We start from the raw sequence: 15960 nt of genomic DNA on the forward strand, positions 1-15960 counted from the left end.
TATTTTTTTGATTTTGTAATCGCTGAGTTTGCTATATTTTACAGGCATTACAGAACAAATCTATCCAATTGTTCCGGTTTTAAGCCTTTTGAATTCTTAATTGGCTGTTAATCTAGGTTTTCTGTTCATAGTTCACGGTTCATGGTCCGTGGCACATGTCTTATGGCTAATGGCCAATATGGTGTATCTTCAAAGCATGAATAATACAAAGGTGTTCAAAGGGTCGATCAAAACCCTGGTCATTGCCTTGTTCATGCTTGGAACGTGGCAGTTGCAGGGACAAACGCCAAAGAGGCTCGAGAATTCTTTTCTGCGGATGGTGGAGCAGATCAAAGCAGATTCGAACAAGGTATTACTGAACACTTTGATGCCCACCGATGAAGAAGTAAGGCTCGTTTTTCTTGATTCGGTGGCCGACAAAGCGGTTGCGTACAACACTAAAATGTGGTCGAACTTCGCCAAGATATCGGACGACTCCATGAAGCCACTTAGCCAAGAAGCCGGCGTAAGAATCCTATCGACCAACATGGAAATGTTGGGAAAAGGAGAATTAGGTGGTATGCCCGAAGAATATGGCACCTTTGACAGTAAGCTTCGACCGGGAGTGTCGATGTTCAGGGCGAGCCTGAAAAAACGCGTAATGCTTTTTTCTACGTGAACGATCGTTGGGTAATCATTCCACTCGCCTATCGTGCCTTTCTGTAGTCCTCAAAATCAGGATACAGCAAGTACTGTTTTCGTTTGTACTTGAACTGTTCGAGCTCGGCTTGCCAGCTAGCGCGAATCTGCTCTTCGGTCATTCCGGACTCAATCTGCTCCCGGAGTGTAGGTCCGCCCGCTAGCAAATCAAAATAGTCGGGGCGCGAGAAAAAGACTTCCCCTTCGGGGCATTGACGGAAGGCATCGATGAGCCAGAAAATATTGAGTTGTCCGTCGGCAGGAATAAAATCGCGACCGAAGGTAGTAAGGTCGTAACCGTGGCACAACTCCCCTTCGTGTTTGGGGCTGCTCGATCCGTATCCGCCCTCAGGCGTGAATTCAATGGTTCCCTTCGGCATCCAGGGAGCACCTACGATCTGAAAAGGGGTGTCGGTTCCACGGCCAACGCTTACACTGGTTCCTTCGAAATAGCAAAGCGATGGATACAGGTAGATGGCGGGCATGGAGCGCAAGTTGGGCGATGGAGGGATGGGGAGCTCGTACAGCGTTTCATGGGTATAGTCGCGACAAGTTACAACCGTGAGGCTGAGTTCATTTTCGGTATTCAACCACCCCTCACCTATTGCCATCGTAGCGTATTCGCCCAGTGTAAGTCCGTGAACGGCTGGAACCGGGTGAAGGCCGATGAATGACGGTTCGGGTAGGTGATTCATTGGACCATCGACGTAGAACCCATTGGGGTTGGGGCGGTCGAGAACGATCATTTGCACTCCGTTATCGGCACAGGCTTCCATGATGTACGACATGGAACTTACAAAGGTGTAGAACCGCACACCGACATCTTGAATATCGAATATAACGACGTCAATACCTTTGAGGTCTTCAGCGGTAGGTTTTTTGTGAGAACCGTAGAGACTTACGATCGGAAGTCCGGTCTTTGGGTCTTTTCCGTCTGCGATCTTTTCACCGTCGGGCACATCTCCTCGGAAACCGTGTTCGAGAGCAAATACCTTTTTGAGGTCGACATCTAGTGATAAAAGAGTGTCGACCAAATGAGTTCCTGCAACCGTAGACGTGGGGTTGGCTACAACGGCCACCGTTCGGTCGTAGACCAATGGCCGGTACCGATTGATCTGTTCGGCACCGGCCTGGAGCATCTGGCCGTAGGCCATAAAACAAAAGAAGCCCAAAAGGAAGGTCAATTTTATACCTTTAGCACGCATTAATTGTTGCATTCGTATGCGGTTTGAGTGGTTTGTGGCGCGTCGGCTTTCACGGTCCGAAGCGAGTGAAAAAAGCATCAGTGGTCCCATCATTCGCGTGGCCATCGTTGCCGTGGCACTCAGCTTTTCGGTGATGTTGATCGCCGTGGCCATCAGCACCGGGCTCAAAGCCAAGATCCGCGATAAAGTAATCGGATTCACGGGGCACATCCAAGTTACCAACTTCGATCAAAATTCGAGTTTCGAACCGGTTCCTATAGAAGCGGACGCTGAATGGGTTGAAAAAGTTGGGGTGCTCCCCGAGGTTACCCATATCCAAAGTTATGCCACCAAGGCAGGAGTAATGAAGACCCGTACCGATTTTGAAGGGATCGTGCTGAAAGGAGTTGAGAAGGGTTACGACTGGACTCCCTTTGTGCCCTATCTGACCGGTGGCGGTTTTCCTGCTCTGAGCGATACGGCGGATAGGGAGTTACTGGTGAGTGATCATTTCGCTCGCCGATTAAAACTAGAAGTGGGCAGTAAAGTGCTCTTATATTTCGTTCAGCCCCCTCCTAAGGATCCGCGGAGGCTTCCGTTTACGGTGAGCGGGATTTACAAAACGGATCTGGAGGAATACGACAAGCTCTACGTGATGGGACGTTTGAGTGATATTCAGCGTCTGAACGATTGGGGAACGGATCAGGTTGGCGGGTTCGAGGTTTTGATCGACGATTTTGAGCAGTTGGACCTAATGGGCGGACAGGTGAATGCCTTGATCGATTACAACCTCATTGCTCGAACGGCCCGGCAAAAGAGTCCGCAGATCTTTGAGTGGTTGGCCTTATTCGATCTGAACACCTTCATCGTACTTGCCATTATGATCGCCGTGGCGGCTATAAACATGTCCACAGCACTGCTTATTCTGATTCTGGAACGAACTCCCTTTGTTGGTACCATGAAGTCCTTAGGGGCCAGGAATTGGAGCATTCGCCGGATCTTTTTGTACGACGCCGCCTACCTCATCGGTTGGGGTTTGTTTTGGGGGAATCTAATCGGAGGCGGACTCTTGCTTTTGCAGATTCGGTTCGGAATCGTCAAGCTCGACGAGAGCACCTACTACGTGTCGGAGGCTCCGGTGTTGATACATCTTTGGCAATGGGCGATGATCAACGGAGGTACGCTATTGCTGTGTTTGACGGTTTTGGTGGTTCCCTCCTACTTGATCACCCGCATACCGCCGGCACGAGCCTTGCGATTCAACTAACGCATCGGCCCGCAGGGCCAAAACCCATTGAAACGATGGTCCAGGTGCCTTCGGTTTGACGAATGAATTGGATACCTTTGCGGCGTTATAAATTAAAGCTACGGCATGATCTGCGACAGCATACTCGACACCATTGGAAACACACCAATGATCCGCATGGATCGTATTGCCAAGAAGTACGGAATTCCCGGCACCCTACTCGCCAAGGTAGAGTATTTTAATCCGGGCCATTCGGTGAAGGATCGCATGGCCTTGAAGATGATCGAAGATGCCGAAAAAGAGGGCAAACTGAAGCCGGGTGGAACCATCATTGAGTGTACTTCGGGGAATACGGGAATGGGTTTGGCTTTGGCCGCGGTGATCAAGGGTTACAAGCTTATTTGCACCACCAGCGACAAGCAGAGTAAGGAGAAATTCGACGTATTGAAGGCCATGGGAGCCGAGGTCGTGATTTGTCCGACGAACGTAGCTCCGGACGACGAGCGCTCGTACTACAAGGTGGCGGAGCGGTTGAGCAAAGAGATCCCGAATAGTTTTTATCCTTATCAGTACGATAACCTGAGCAATCGCAAGGCGCATTACGAGAGTACCGGGCCTGAGATATGGGATCAAACCGAGGGAAAGATCACCCATTTCGTCGTTGGTGTGGGAACCGGCGGAACCGTTTCGGGTACGTCGCAATACCTGAAGGAGCAGAACGCGGAGGTTCAGACTTTGGGCGTCGACACGTATGGGTCAGTGTTCAAAAAGTACCACGAAACCGGAGAATTCGATGAAAACGAGATCTACTCGTACATCACCGAAGGAATTGGAGAGGACATTCTGCCTAAGAACGTAACCTTTGATTTGATCGATCACTTTGAAAAGGTCACCGATAAAGAAGGTGCTTTGATGTGCCGCGAATTGGCTCAGACCGAAGCGCTATTCCTGGGTAATTCGGCCGGATCGGCCATGCAGGCAGTGGTTCAAATGAAAGATCGCTTCGATGAGAACTCGGTCATCGTGGTGCTCTTCCACGACCATGGAAGTCGGTACGTAGGCAAGGTCTACAACGACGACTGGATGAAGGCGCAAGGCTTCTTATAATTCTTAGTTTTGAGTTCTTAGTTTTGTTCAGTAGTGAACTCAAATAAAAACTAAGACCTAAGACCATTGATCACCGTAGCCGATCAGCTCAATCGAAAAATTCAAATACCGGAGAATCCTAGCCGAATAGTGAGCTTGGTTCCATCCCAAACCGAGCTATTGGCCGACCTGGGGCTCGATAGCGAGGTGGTGGGCGTTACGCGGTTTTGTGTACATCCCGATGATTGGCGCTTTTGCAAGACACGAGTAGGAGGCACCAAGGACTTTAAGCTGGATCGCATTCGAGAGTTGCGCCCTGATCTCATTATCGCCAACAAAGAGGAAAACGAGAAAGACGGAATTCGCGAGTTAGAAAAGGAGTTTCCCGTTTGGGTGAGCGATGTGTACGACCTTGAGAGCACTCTTCAAATGATCGATAATGTTGGCGGCCTCATCGGCCGGATGAACACCGCTCGAGCCCTGGTAGATGATATTCGGATGTCATTCAAGTCTTTGGCATTACAAGTCAAAGAGCGCCATCCATCGAATCAGCCAACGGCAGCTTACCTGATTTGGAATGACCCGATGCTAGTGGCCGGGGGCGATACCTTCATCAGCGCAATGATCGAAGCGGGTGGGTGGCGCAACGTCTTTGCCGATCGGGTTCGATATCCGGAAATATCCTCGGAGGACCTACGGGCGGTGGCACCGGACCTCGTCTTTTTGTCGTCAGAGCCCTACCCTTTCCGCGAGGAGCACGTGAAGGCGATGTTGAAAATCGTGCCGCAGGCACAAATACACCTCGTAGATGGTGAAATGTTCAGTTGGTATGGGAGTCGGTTGAAGAAAACGCCGGGTTACTTGAAGGCTTTAAGGGCCAAGATTGCCGACCATAAAGAATAAAAAAAAGCCGCTTCGTGATGAAGCGGCTTTTTTGTTGGATGTTATTCGATCAAGCTTGAGCGGTCGGTCCACCGAAATTCAGTGGAATGTTTCCGCGGTTGTCTTCTTTGATCTCGCCGAATTGTTGCTCGTATTTCTGAATGTTATCATTCAGAGCACGCAACAAGCGTTTGGCGTGTTGCGGCGTAAGCACGATTCGCGATTTCACCTTCGCTTTGGGTACCCCGGGCATCAACTTCACGAAGTCCACGACGAATTCGGCCGGACTATGGTTGATGATGGCCAGGTTACTATACATCCCCTCGGCGATCTCCTCAGGCAATTCAATGTTGATTTGATTACCTTGTTGGTCTTGGTTTTCTTCAGACATATTAAGCTTTCTCTTCTACTTTCTCTTTCTTGGCTGCTTCGGCCTTGGCCACCATAGCTTCGAAATCCTCTTTGCTTCCTACGATCAATTTGTCGTACTGGCGCAATCCGGTACCTGCTGGGATCTTGTGACCTACGATCACATTCTCTTTCAGGCCTTCGAGGTAATCTACCTTTCCACTTACTGCAGCCTCGTTCAGGATCTTGGTCGTTTCCTGGAAGGAAGCGGCCGAAATAAACGACTTGGTCTGCAATGAGGCACGGGTGATACCCTGGAGGATAGGGCGAGCTACCGCCGGCAAAGCTTCGCGAGTCTCGACAAATTGCTTATCGTTGCGTTTCAAGAACGAGTTCTCGTCGCGCAATTCACGAGCTGTGATGATTTGGCCATTGCGAAGTTTTTCACTCTCACCTTGATCGGTAACCACGAGCTTGTTGTAGATCCAGTTGTTCTCTTCGATGAAGTCGTACTTGTGTACGAACTGGTGCTCGAGGAACTTGGTATCTCCAGAGTCGACGATCTGAACTTTACGCATCATTTGACGTACGATGACCTCAAAGTGCTTATCGTTGATCTTCACACCCTGTAAGCGATATACCTCTTGGATCTCGTTTACAATGTATTCTTGAACCGCCGTAGTACCTTGAATACTCAAGATATCTGTCGGAGTAATTGCTCCGTCGGACATCGGCATACCTGCGCGAACGTAGTCGTTCTCCTGCACGAGGATTTGCTTTGAAAGCGGCACCAAGTACTTCTTCACTTGGCCACTGCGGCTTTCTACGATGACTTCGCGGTTACCGCGTTTAATCTTACCGTACGATACGATACCGTCGATCTCCGAAACTACTGCCGGGTTCGATGGGTTACGCGCTTCGAACAGCTCGGTCACACGTGGAAGACCTCCCGTGATATCCCCAGCTTTAGCACTGCTGCGTGGGATCTTCACAAGTACCTTACCGGCTTCGATCTTGTCTCCATCATTCACCATGATGTGCGCACCAACAGGAAGGTTGTAGGTCTTGATGACCTCGCCTTTCGTGGTGGTGATCTGAACGGTAGGAATCTTCTTCTTATCGCGCATCTCGGAGATTACTTTCTCATGGAATCCGGTCTGCTCATCGATCTCAACTCGGTAAGTCACACCTTCGATAACATTATCGAATTTGATCGTACCCGCAGTTTCAGAGATGATCACAGCGTTATATGGATCCCATTCGCAAAGAATGTCTCCCTTGGTCACTTTCTGACCAGGCTTAACGAACAACTTAGCTCCGTAAGGAATGTTGTTCGAAGAGCGCAAGTGGCCCGACTTAGGCTCAACAATTCGCATCTCACCTGTACGGCCGATTACGATATTATCAGAATCTCCGGTTACCGGATCTTTTTGACCTTCTACGGTACGCAGTTCGTCGAACTCGATCACACCGCCGAACTTAGCCGTCATAGTTGATTCCTCAGCGATATTCGATGCCGTACCACCAACGTGGAACGTACGAAGGGTCAACTGAGTTCCAGGCTCACCGATCGATTGTGCAGCGATTACACCAACTGCTTCACCGTTCTGTACTTTAGAGTTCGTTGCGAGGTTACGTCCGTAACACTTAGCGCAAATTCCTTTGCTCGACTCACAAGTCAATGGAGAGCGGATCTCAACGGATTCAATTCCAGCATTGTCGATCTCTTCTGCAATATCCTCAGAGATCAACCCACCCGCTTCAACGATCACTTCGTCGGTATCAGGATGGTATACATCTACCAAAGAGTTACGTCCAACGATTCGGTCAAATAGACTCTCAACGATCTCTTCGTTTTTGCGGAGAGCCGTCGTGTTGAGTCCACGGAGCGTACCACAATCCTCTTCAGAGATGATCACGTCTTGTGCGACGTCGACCAAACGACGGGTCAAGTAACCTGCATCGGCAGTTTTCAATGCTGTATCGGCCAAACCTTTACGGGCACCATGAGTAGAGATAAAGTACTCGAGGATCGAAAGACCTTCCTTAAAGTTAGAAAGGATCGGGTTCTCGATGATCTCCCCACCTGAACTACCGGACTTCTGCGGCTTGGCCATAAGACCACGCATACCAGAAAGCTGACGAATCTGCTCTTTCGAACCACGAGCACCTGAATCGAGCATCATGAAGATACTGTTGAATCCTTGGTTATCCGTAGTCAAACGCTCCATTACGCGCTCGGTCAATCGGGCGTTGGTGTTCGTCCAAACGTCGATCACCTGATTGTAACGTTCGTTATTGGTGATCAATCCCATGTTGTAGTTTCCGGTGATTCCCTCGATCTGCTCGATCGCATTCTTCACCATCTCTTCTTTCTCCTCCGGAATAATTACATCGCCCAAGTTGAACGACAATCCTCCGCGGAAGGCCATGGTATATCCCAATTGCTTGATATCATCCAAGAATGCCGCCGCTTCAGGCAAACTCGTTTGCTTGAGCACTCGTGCAATAATTCCACGAAGGGCTTTCTTGGTCAATACTTCGTTGATGTATCCTACTTGGTGCGGCACTGCTTCGTTGAAAAGCACACGACCAACGGTAGTTTCTATCATTACGGTTTTGATCTCACCATGCACCAAGTCCTCAGTACGAACTTTGATCCACGCGTGGATTTCGACCCGATCTTCGTTGTATGCGATCTTCACCTCTTCAGGAGAGTAGAAGGTCAACCCTTCACCTCGAACGATTTCGTTATCGGTGCTCTTACGGATCTTGGTCATGTAGTACAGACCGAGTACCATATCCTGAGAAGGAACGGCGATAGGGGCTCCATTAGCAGGGTTCAAAATGTTGTGTGATGCAAGCATCAACAACTGAGCTTCCAAAATGGCCTCATTGCCCAATGGCAAGTGAACGGCCATCTGGTCACCATCAAAGTCAGCGTTGAATGCCGTGCAAACCAGCGGGTGCAACTGGATAGCTTTACCCTCGATGAGTTTTGGCTGGAACGCCTGGATACCCAAGCGGTGAAGCGTCGGGGCACGGTTCAGAAGAACAGGGTGCCCTTTCAAAACATTCTCCAAGATATCCCAAACCACCGGGTCACGACGGTCGATGATCTTCTTTGCCGATTTAACCGTCTTGACGATTCCGCGCTCGATAAGTTTGCGGATGATGAACGGCTTATATAGCTCAGCGGCCATTCCTTTTGGAAGACCACATTCGTACAATTTCAATTCAGGACCAACGACAATAACAGAACGAGCAGAGTAATCCACACGCTTACCGAGAAGGTTCTGACGGAATCGACCTTGCTTTCCTTTCAAGCTGTCCGATAGTGATTTCAAAGCGCGGTTGCTTTGGGTTTTCACTGCACTTGCTTTACGCGTATTGTCGAACAAGCTATCGACCGACTCCTGAAGCATACGCTTCTCGTTACGCAAGATCACTTCTGGAGCTTTGATCTCCAACAAGCGCTTCAATCGGTTGTTACGAATGATCACCCGTCGGTAAAGGTCATTGAGGTCAGATGTGGCGAAACGCCCACCATCCAACGGCACCAACGGACGCAAATCCGGTGGAATTATGGGAACCACTTTCATGATCATCCACTCCGGATTGTTCTCCATGCGGTTATTCGCATCTCGGAAAGCCTCAACGACTTGAAGACGCTTCAAAGCCTCGTTCTTACGCTGCTGAGAGGTCTCCGTGTTCGCTTTGTGACGCAATTCGCTGGACAAACCAAGTAAATCGATGTTCTTCAAAAGATCGTGCAGGGCATCCGCACCCATCTTCGCGATGAATTTATTCGGATCTGAATCGTCGAGATATTGGTTCTCGGCCGGAATAGTATCCAAGATATCGAGGTACTCTTCCTCAGTCAAGAAATCCATAACCTGAAGGGGCTCTCCATCTACGTTCTGAGCAATACCGGGCTCAATTACCACGTAACGCTCATAATAGATGATCATGTCCAGCTTCTTGGTAGGAAGACCCAACAAGTAACCGATCTTGTTTGGTAGCGATTTAAAGTACCAGATGTGCGCTACAGGAACCACCAAATTGATGTGTCCCATACGCTCACGACGTACCTTCTTCTCCGTAACCTCAACACCGCATCGGTCACAGATGATGCCCTTGTAACGAATACGCTTGTATTTACCACAGTGGCATTCGTAGTCCTTGACCGGACCAAAGATCCGCTCACAGAAAAGACCATCTCGCTCCGGCTTGTGTGTGCGATAATTGATCGTTTCTGGTTTCAACACCTCTCCCCACGATTCTTCGAGGATCTTCTCCGGACTCGCCAGACTGATCGTGATCGTTGAAAAGTTGCTGTTGGGTTTATTCTCTTTTCTCATCGCCATGATAAAGATGTTATATGTTATAAAGTTTGCTTTCTGCGCCTCGCGGCGCGATTAGCAACTTTGTTAGTCAAGAGTTACATTCAGTCCGAGTCCCTTCAATTCGTGCAATAGTACATTGAACGATTCAGGAATTCCGGGTTCCGGCAGAGAGTCACCTTTAACGATACTCTCGTAAGTCTTGGCACGGCCGATCACATCATCCGATTTAACGGTGAGGATCTCGCGCAAGATATTGGAAGCACCGAAGGCTTCAAGTGCCCAAACCTCCATCTCACCAAAACGCTGACCTCCAAACTGAGCCTTACCTCCGAGTGGCTGTTGCGTAATAAGTGAGTACGGCCCAATGGAACGTGCGTGCATCTTGTCATCGACCATGTGGCCGAGTTTCAACATGTATATGATACCTACGGTTGCCGGCTGGTGGAAGCACTCTCCGGTTCCTCCATCGTACAAGTAAGCATGGCCGTAGCGTGGAATACCAGCTTCATCCGTGTACTTGTTAATGTCGTCCAAAGATGCACCGTCGAATACCGGCGTATTGAACTTCTTGCCCAAACGCTCACCGGCCCATCCGAGTACGGTCTCGTAGATCTGTCCGAGGTTCATCCGCGATGGTACCCCTAGTGGGTTCAATACCAAATCTACCGGAGTTCCGTCTTCCAGGAACGGCATATCTTCATCGCGAACGATACGAGCAACGATACCTTTGTTACCGTGACGACCAGCCATCTTATCACCTACTTTAAGCTTACGCTTTTTCGCGATGTATACTTTGGCCAATCTTACGATTCCAGGAGGCAACTCATCACCTACGCTCACGGTAAATTTCTTGCGGCGGTATAAACCGCGCAAGTCACTCACCTTGATCTTGTAGTTGTGAAGCATATTGCGCACGAGGTCGTTCTTAGACTGATCCGTCGTCCATTTATCTTGACTCAATACGGTGAAGTCCTCAATACCGTTCAATAGTTTTTGAGTAAACTTCGTACCCTTCTTGATCACTTCTTCATTGAGCTCATTCACAACACCCTGGCAAGCGCGGCCGCTAACTACGATTAACAGCTTGTCGATCAATTTAGCCTTCAACTCAGCCATTTCGCGGCCGAACTCTTCATCTAATTGAAGAAGAACCTCCTTGTCTTGTAAGCGCGCTTTCTTATCCTTGATGGCGCGTGAGAACAACTTCTTGTCGATCACAACACCGTTCAAAGAAGGAGGTGCTTTCATCGATGCGTCTTTTACATCACCTGCCTTGTCACCAAAGATGGCGCGAAGAAGTTTTTCTTCAGGTGAAGGATCGCTTTCTCCTTTTGGCGTGATCTTACCGATTAGAATGTCTCCCGGTTTGATCTCCGCTCCAACGCGAATGATACCGTTCTCGTCGAGATCTTTGGTCGCCTCCTCGCTTACGTTAGGAATGTCGGCTGTCAATTCCTCTTGACCGAGTTTTGTATCGCGAACTTCAAGGGTGTATTCGTCGATGTGAACAGAGGTGAAGATATCTTCACGCACAACGCGCTCACTAACCACGATCGCATCCTCGAAGTTGTACCCTTTCCAAGGCATGAAGGCCACCTTCATGTTGCGTCCCAAGGCCAACTCACCCATTTGGGTCGCATATCCTTCACAAAGAACATCACCTTTGGTCACACGGTCACCCTTACGCACGATCGGCTTCAGGTTGATACTTGTTCCCTGATTCGTCTTCAAAAATTTGGTCAACCAATAGGTCGCGTTTTCATCGTCGAAGCTGGCCAAGACTTCATCTTCGGTGCGATCGTACTTGATCACTACTTTCTGAGCATCGACGTATTCAACGACACCATCACCTTCAGCGTTGATAAGAACCCGGCTATCCCGAGCTACTTGGCGCTCAAGACCAGTTCCTACGATCGGAGCTTCAGGTCGCATCAATGGTACTGCCTGGCGCATCATATTCGATCCCATCAACGCACGGTTAGCATCATCGTGCTCCAAGAAAGGAATCAATGAAGCTGAGATCGAAGCGATCTGGTTTGGTGCAACGTCCATATAGTCGATCTCACTTGGCTCTAGGACCGGGAAGTCACCCTCGTCACGAGCAATGATTCGATTATTTTCGAATTTTCCTTTGCTGTCTATAGGAGCGTTCGCCTGAGCGATCACCTTACGATCTTCTTCCTCTGCGCTCAAGTAAACCGCCTCTGCTTTCAAGTCAACCTGACCATCGTTTACCTTTCTATAAGGTGTTTCAATGAAGCCCATGCGGTTCACTTTGGCAAATACACAAAGTGAAGAGATAAGTCCAATGTTCGGACCTTCAGGAGTTTCGATCGGACACAAACGGCCGTAGTGTGTGTAGTGAACGTCGCGAACCTCAAAACCGGCGCGTTCACGAGAAAGACCACCAGGTCCGAGAGCTGATAGACGTCGCTTGTGCGTAATCTCCGCCAACGGGTTGGTTTGGTCCATGAACTGAGACAACTGATTCGTTCCGAAGAAACTGTTGATCACTGAAGAAAGGGTCTTCGCATTGATCAAGTCGATCGGAGTAAATACCTCGTTATCGCGAACGTTCATACGCTCGCGGATCGTACGGGCCATACGGGCTAGACCTACCGAAAATTGGTTGGCCAATTGCTCGCCTACGGTACGTACGCGACGGTTGCTCAAGTGGTCGATGTCATCGACATCTGCTTTACTGTTCACCAACTCGATCAGGTACTTGATGATCAAGATGATGTCGTCTTTCGTCAATACCTGAACATCGCTATCGATCTCCAGATTGAGCTTCTTGTTCAATCGGTAGCGCCCTACCTCACCGAGGTTATAGCGCGATTCAGAGAAGAACAGTTTGTCGATGATACCACGAGCGGTTTCCTCATCAGGTGGCTCAGCATTACGCAACTGACGATAGATGTGCTCAACTGCTTCTTTCTCCGAGTTGGTCGGATCCTTCTGAAGCGTATTGTGAATGATCGCATAGTCCGAAGACTTGATGTCTTCTTTGTGTAACAAGATCGTTTTCACATCGGCATCGAGAATCTCTTTGATATGCTCTTTTTCAAGAACCGTTTCACGGTCCAAGATAACCTCGTTACGTTCGATCGATACTACTTCCCCTGTATCCTCATCTACGAAATCCTCTACCCATGTCTTCAATACACGAGCGGCAAGTTTTCGTCCAAGAACTTTTTTCAAGCCGGTCTTACTCACTTTGAATTCCTCGGCCAAATCAAAGATTTCGAGGATATCCTTATCCCGCTCATAACCAATGGAGCGCAACAACGTGGTAACCGGCAACTTTTTCTTACGATCGATGTAAGCGTACATTACGCTGTTGATATCGGTCGCGAATTCGATCCAAGACCCCTTGAAAGGAATGATACGCGCACTGTACAACTTGGTACCATTAGCGTGGAATGATTGACCGAAGAATACTCCCGGTGAACGGTGAAGCTGTGATACGATCACACGCTCGGCACCGTTGATGACGAAAGTACCTCTGGGGGTCATGTACGGGATCTGGCCCAAGAACACATCCTGAACGATGGTTTCGAAATCCTCGTGTTCCGGGTCGGTACAATAGAGCTTCAATCGGGCCTTCAGCGGTACGCTGTAGGTCAATCCACGCTCAATACACTCCTCTATGGAGTATCGAGGCGGGTCGATGAAATAATCCAGGAATTCAAGGACGAACTGATTTCGAGTATCGGAGATCGGAAAGTTCTCAGCGAATACCCGATATAGGCCCTCATCACGACGATCTTCAGTTTTCGTGTCCAACTGGAAGAAATCGATGAACGATTGAAGTTGTATGTCGAGGAAGTCAGGATAATCTAACTGACTTTTTATGCTTGCGAATGAAATTCTTTCAGGAGTGCGTGTCGTTGCCAATGGACAAAAATTTTAATTAGTGATGAAAGAAGGGAACTAAACACAAAAGGGTCTAGGCCTAATGGAGGTACTATTAACCTCCAAAAGACCTAACCTTATAGGGTAAAGCTCGCGAGCTTATTTAAGCTCAACCTCAGCACCAGCCTCTTCAAGCTGCGCTTTCAAAGCTTCTGCTTCTTCCTTAGCTACGCCTTCTTTAACAGAAGATGGAGCCTCGTCCACTACAGCTTTAGCTTCTTTCAATCCTAGTCCGGTGAGTTCTTTGACGAGTTTTACAACTGCCAATTTAGAACCACCTGCTGATTTCAAGATTACGTCAAATTCGGTTTGCTCTTCACCACCGCCTTCAGCACCACCGCCTGCAGCTGGTCCAGCTACGGCTACAGCTGCTGCTGCGGGCTCGATACCGTATTCTTCTTTCAAGTAATCAGCCAATTCGCTTACTTCTTTTACCGTAAGGTTTACCAGCGAATCTCCGAGTTCTTTGATATCTGCCATGTTTGAAAAAATAATTAGATTTTTAATTCACGTTCTCTATATGGGAAGCAAGAGTGCGTACAAGTTTACTGTGCGCGTTCTTCCAAAGCCTTGAGGAGTCCGGCGATCTTTTGACCTCCGGTACCCTGCAATCCAGAAACAACATTCTTGATCGGTGATTGCAACAACATAATGATGTCTCCGATCAGTTCTTCCTTAGACTTCAGATCTGACAGCGCATCCAATTGATCGTCGCCAATGTAGATTGCTTCTTCTACGAAGGCTCCTTTCAAAAGGGGTTTTTCGCTCTTTTTACGGAACTCCTTGATCAATTTCGCCGGAACATTACCCGCTTCGGAAATCATGATCGAGGTATTACCCTTCAGCAAATCGTACATCGGCTCGAAATCGAGACCTGACTTTTCCATTGCTTTTCTAAGAAGGGTATTCTTTACAACGCTCAAGCTCACTTTACGGTTAAAGCAAAGACGGCGCAAGCGGCTTGTTGCATCAGCATCCAACCCTGAAATATCCGCTAGGTAGATATTCTTGTTCTCGACCAGCGTCTGGGTAAGATCCTCAATGACTTGATTTTTTTCTTCTCTTGTCATGTTAAATAGGATTATTCAGCCGTTACTCCGGTGATCGACTTAGGGTCGACCGCTACACTGGGGCTCATAGTGCTACTCATGTAAATACTCTTTACATAAGTTCCTTTAGCCGCCGTAGGCTTGAGTTTAACAATCGTTTGTAACAATTCACGGGCGTTCTCTTGAATCTTTCCGGCTTCGAATGAGGCCTTGGCCACAGATGCGTGGATGATTCCGTAACGATCTACTTTGAAGTCGATCTTACCCGCTTTTACATCACTAACAGCCTTTGCAACATCCATAGTTACAGTACCCGTTTTCGGGTTAGGCATCAAACCACGCGGTCCGAGGATACGGCCCAATGGTCCGATCTTACCCATTACCGCAGGCATAGTGATGATCACGTCTACATCGGTCCAACCACCTTTGATCTTCTCGGTGAATTCGTCCAATCCGACAAAGTCAGCGCCGGCCTCTTGAGCCTCAGCTTCTTTGTCTGGAGTAACCAATGCGAGTACGCGAACATCTTTACCCGTTCCGTTAGGAAGGGTTACGACACCACGAACCATTTGATTGGCTTTGCGAGGGTCAACACCCAAGTGGATCGCTACATCTACCGATGCATCGAATTTCGTTTTGCTGACCTGTTTGATCAATCCAGAAGCATCCGCCAACGAGTAAAGTTTCCCTTTCTCGATCAGTGACTGTGCCTCTTTCTGTTTTTTCGTCAACTTCGCCATGTCACTATAAATTAAAACGGAGCTCTTCCGGTTACGGTTACACCCATACTACGAGCTGTTCCAGCTACCATGCGCATCGCGCTCTCTACTTCAAATGCATTCAAATCCTGCATTTTGTCTTCTGCGATGGTGCGAATCTGGTCCCAAGTGATCTTCGCCACTTTGACTCGGTTAGGTTCTCCTGATCCTTTTTTCGTTTTAGCTGCTTCCAAGATCTGAACGGCAGCGGGTGGAGTTTTGATCACGAAGTCAAAAGACTTATCCGCGTATACAGTGATCACCACAGGCAAGAGCTTACCGGCGTTATCCTGGGTACGCCCGTTGAATTGCTTACAAAACTCCATGATGTTCACACCCTTGGCTCCCAAGGCAGGACCTACGGGAGGTGAAGGGTTGGCCGCGCCACCACGGACCTGAAGCTTGATTAATCCAACTACTTCTTTAGCCATTGTTATTAGTATTAAAGTCCAGAGTTTCCATTCCAGG

General features: G+C 48.7%; 12 protein-coding genes. 4 read left to right on the forward strand and 8 right to left on the reverse strand.

Annotation, left to right across the window (positions count from 1 at the left end; translation table 11 throughout):
- Positions 1–196: 196 nt before the first annotated feature.
- Positions 197–658, forward strand: a complete 462-nt coding sequence (locus tag J4F31_04130) for a hypothetical protein (protein MCE2495759.1) — start codon at positions 197–199, stop codon at positions 656–658.
- 28 nt (positions 659–686) lie between these two features.
- Here the strand turns inward: J4F31_04130 and J4F31_04135 are convergent, their stop codons facing one another.
- Positions 687–1883 carry a DUF1343 domain-containing protein gene (locus J4F31_04135; protein ID MCE2495760.1) on the reverse strand — a complete coding sequence of 399 codons (1197 nt, stop codon included), beginning with the start codon at positions 1881–1883 and terminating at the stop codon, positions 687–689.
- 16 nt (positions 1884–1899) lie between these two features.
- Here J4F31_04135 and J4F31_04140 point away from each other — a divergent pair, with 16 nt between their 5' ends.
- The 3 genes from J4F31_04140 (at position 1900) to J4F31_04150 (ending at position 5097) form a co-directional block, all read left to right on the forward strand.
- Positions 1900–3129 carry an ABC transporter permease gene (locus J4F31_04140; GenBank protein ID MCE2495761.1) on the forward strand — a complete coding sequence of 410 codons (1230 nt, stop codon included), beginning with the start codon at positions 1900–1902 and terminating at the stop codon, positions 3127–3129.
- Positions 3130–3234: 105 nt separating this feature from the next.
- Positions 3235–4215, forward strand: coding sequence for a pyridoxal-phosphate dependent enzyme (locus J4F31_04145; protein ID MCE2495762.1), 981 nt, complete (start codon positions 3235–3237; stop codon positions 4213–4215).
- 66 nt (positions 4216–4281) lie between these two features.
- Positions 4282–5097 (forward strand): ABC transporter substrate-binding protein, encoded by an 816-nt coding sequence (locus tag J4F31_04150; protein ID MCE2495763.1) that lies wholly within the window; start codon positions 4282–4284, stop codon positions 5095–5097.
- A gap of 49 nt (positions 5098–5146) precedes the next feature.
- On the opposite strand, the gene J4F31_04155 is transcribed toward J4F31_04150, so the two are convergent.
- The 7 genes from J4F31_04155 to rplK all read right to left on the reverse strand — a co-directional run bounded on the left by J4F31_04155 (position 5147) and on the right by rplK (position 15923).
- Positions 5147–5467, reverse strand: coding sequence for a DUF3467 domain-containing protein (locus J4F31_04155; protein MCE2495764.1), 321 nt, complete (start codon positions 5465–5467; stop codon positions 5147–5149).
- 1 nt (position 5468) lies between these two features.
- A complete protein-coding gene (gene rpoC / locus J4F31_04160; GenBank protein MCE2495765.1) occupies positions 5469–9791 on the reverse strand; it encodes a DNA-directed RNA polymerase subunit beta' in 4323 nt (1440 codons plus the stop codon).
- Positions 9792–9854: 63 nt separating this feature from the next.
- A complete protein-coding gene (rpoB, locus tag J4F31_04165) occupies positions 9855–13667 on the reverse strand; it encodes a DNA-directed RNA polymerase subunit beta (protein ID MCE2495766.1) in 3813 nt (1270 codons plus the stop codon).
- A gap of 117 nt (positions 13668–13784) precedes the next feature.
- On the reverse strand, positions 13785–14165 hold the full coding sequence (gene rplL, locus J4F31_04170) for a 50S ribosomal protein L7/L12 (protein ID MCE2495767.1): 381 nt from the start codon (positions 14163–14165) through the stop codon (positions 13785–13787).
- Positions 14166–14230: 65 nt separating this feature from the next.
- Positions 14231–14755 carry a 50S ribosomal protein L10 gene (locus J4F31_04175; GenBank protein ID MCE2495768.1) on the reverse strand — a complete coding sequence of 175 codons (525 nt, stop codon included), beginning with the start codon at positions 14753–14755 and terminating at the stop codon, positions 14231–14233.
- Positions 14756–14766: 11 nt separating this feature from the next.
- Positions 14767–15474 (reverse strand): 50S ribosomal protein L1, encoded by a 708-nt coding sequence (gene rplA / locus J4F31_04180; protein MCE2495769.1) that lies wholly within the window; start codon positions 15472–15474, stop codon positions 14767–14769.
- Positions 15475–15485: 11 nt separating this feature from the next.
- Positions 15486–15923 (reverse strand): 50S ribosomal protein L11, encoded by a 438-nt coding sequence (gene rplK, locus J4F31_04185; GenBank protein MCE2495770.1) that lies wholly within the window; start codon positions 15921–15923, stop codon positions 15486–15488.
- Between the last annotated feature and the right edge of the window lie 37 nt (positions 15924–15960).

It is taken from the genome of Flavobacteriales bacterium (assembly GCA_021296215.1).
Classification (GTDB): domain Bacteria; phylum Bacteroidota; class Bacteroidia; order Flavobacteriales; family ECT2AJA-044; genus ECT2AJA-044.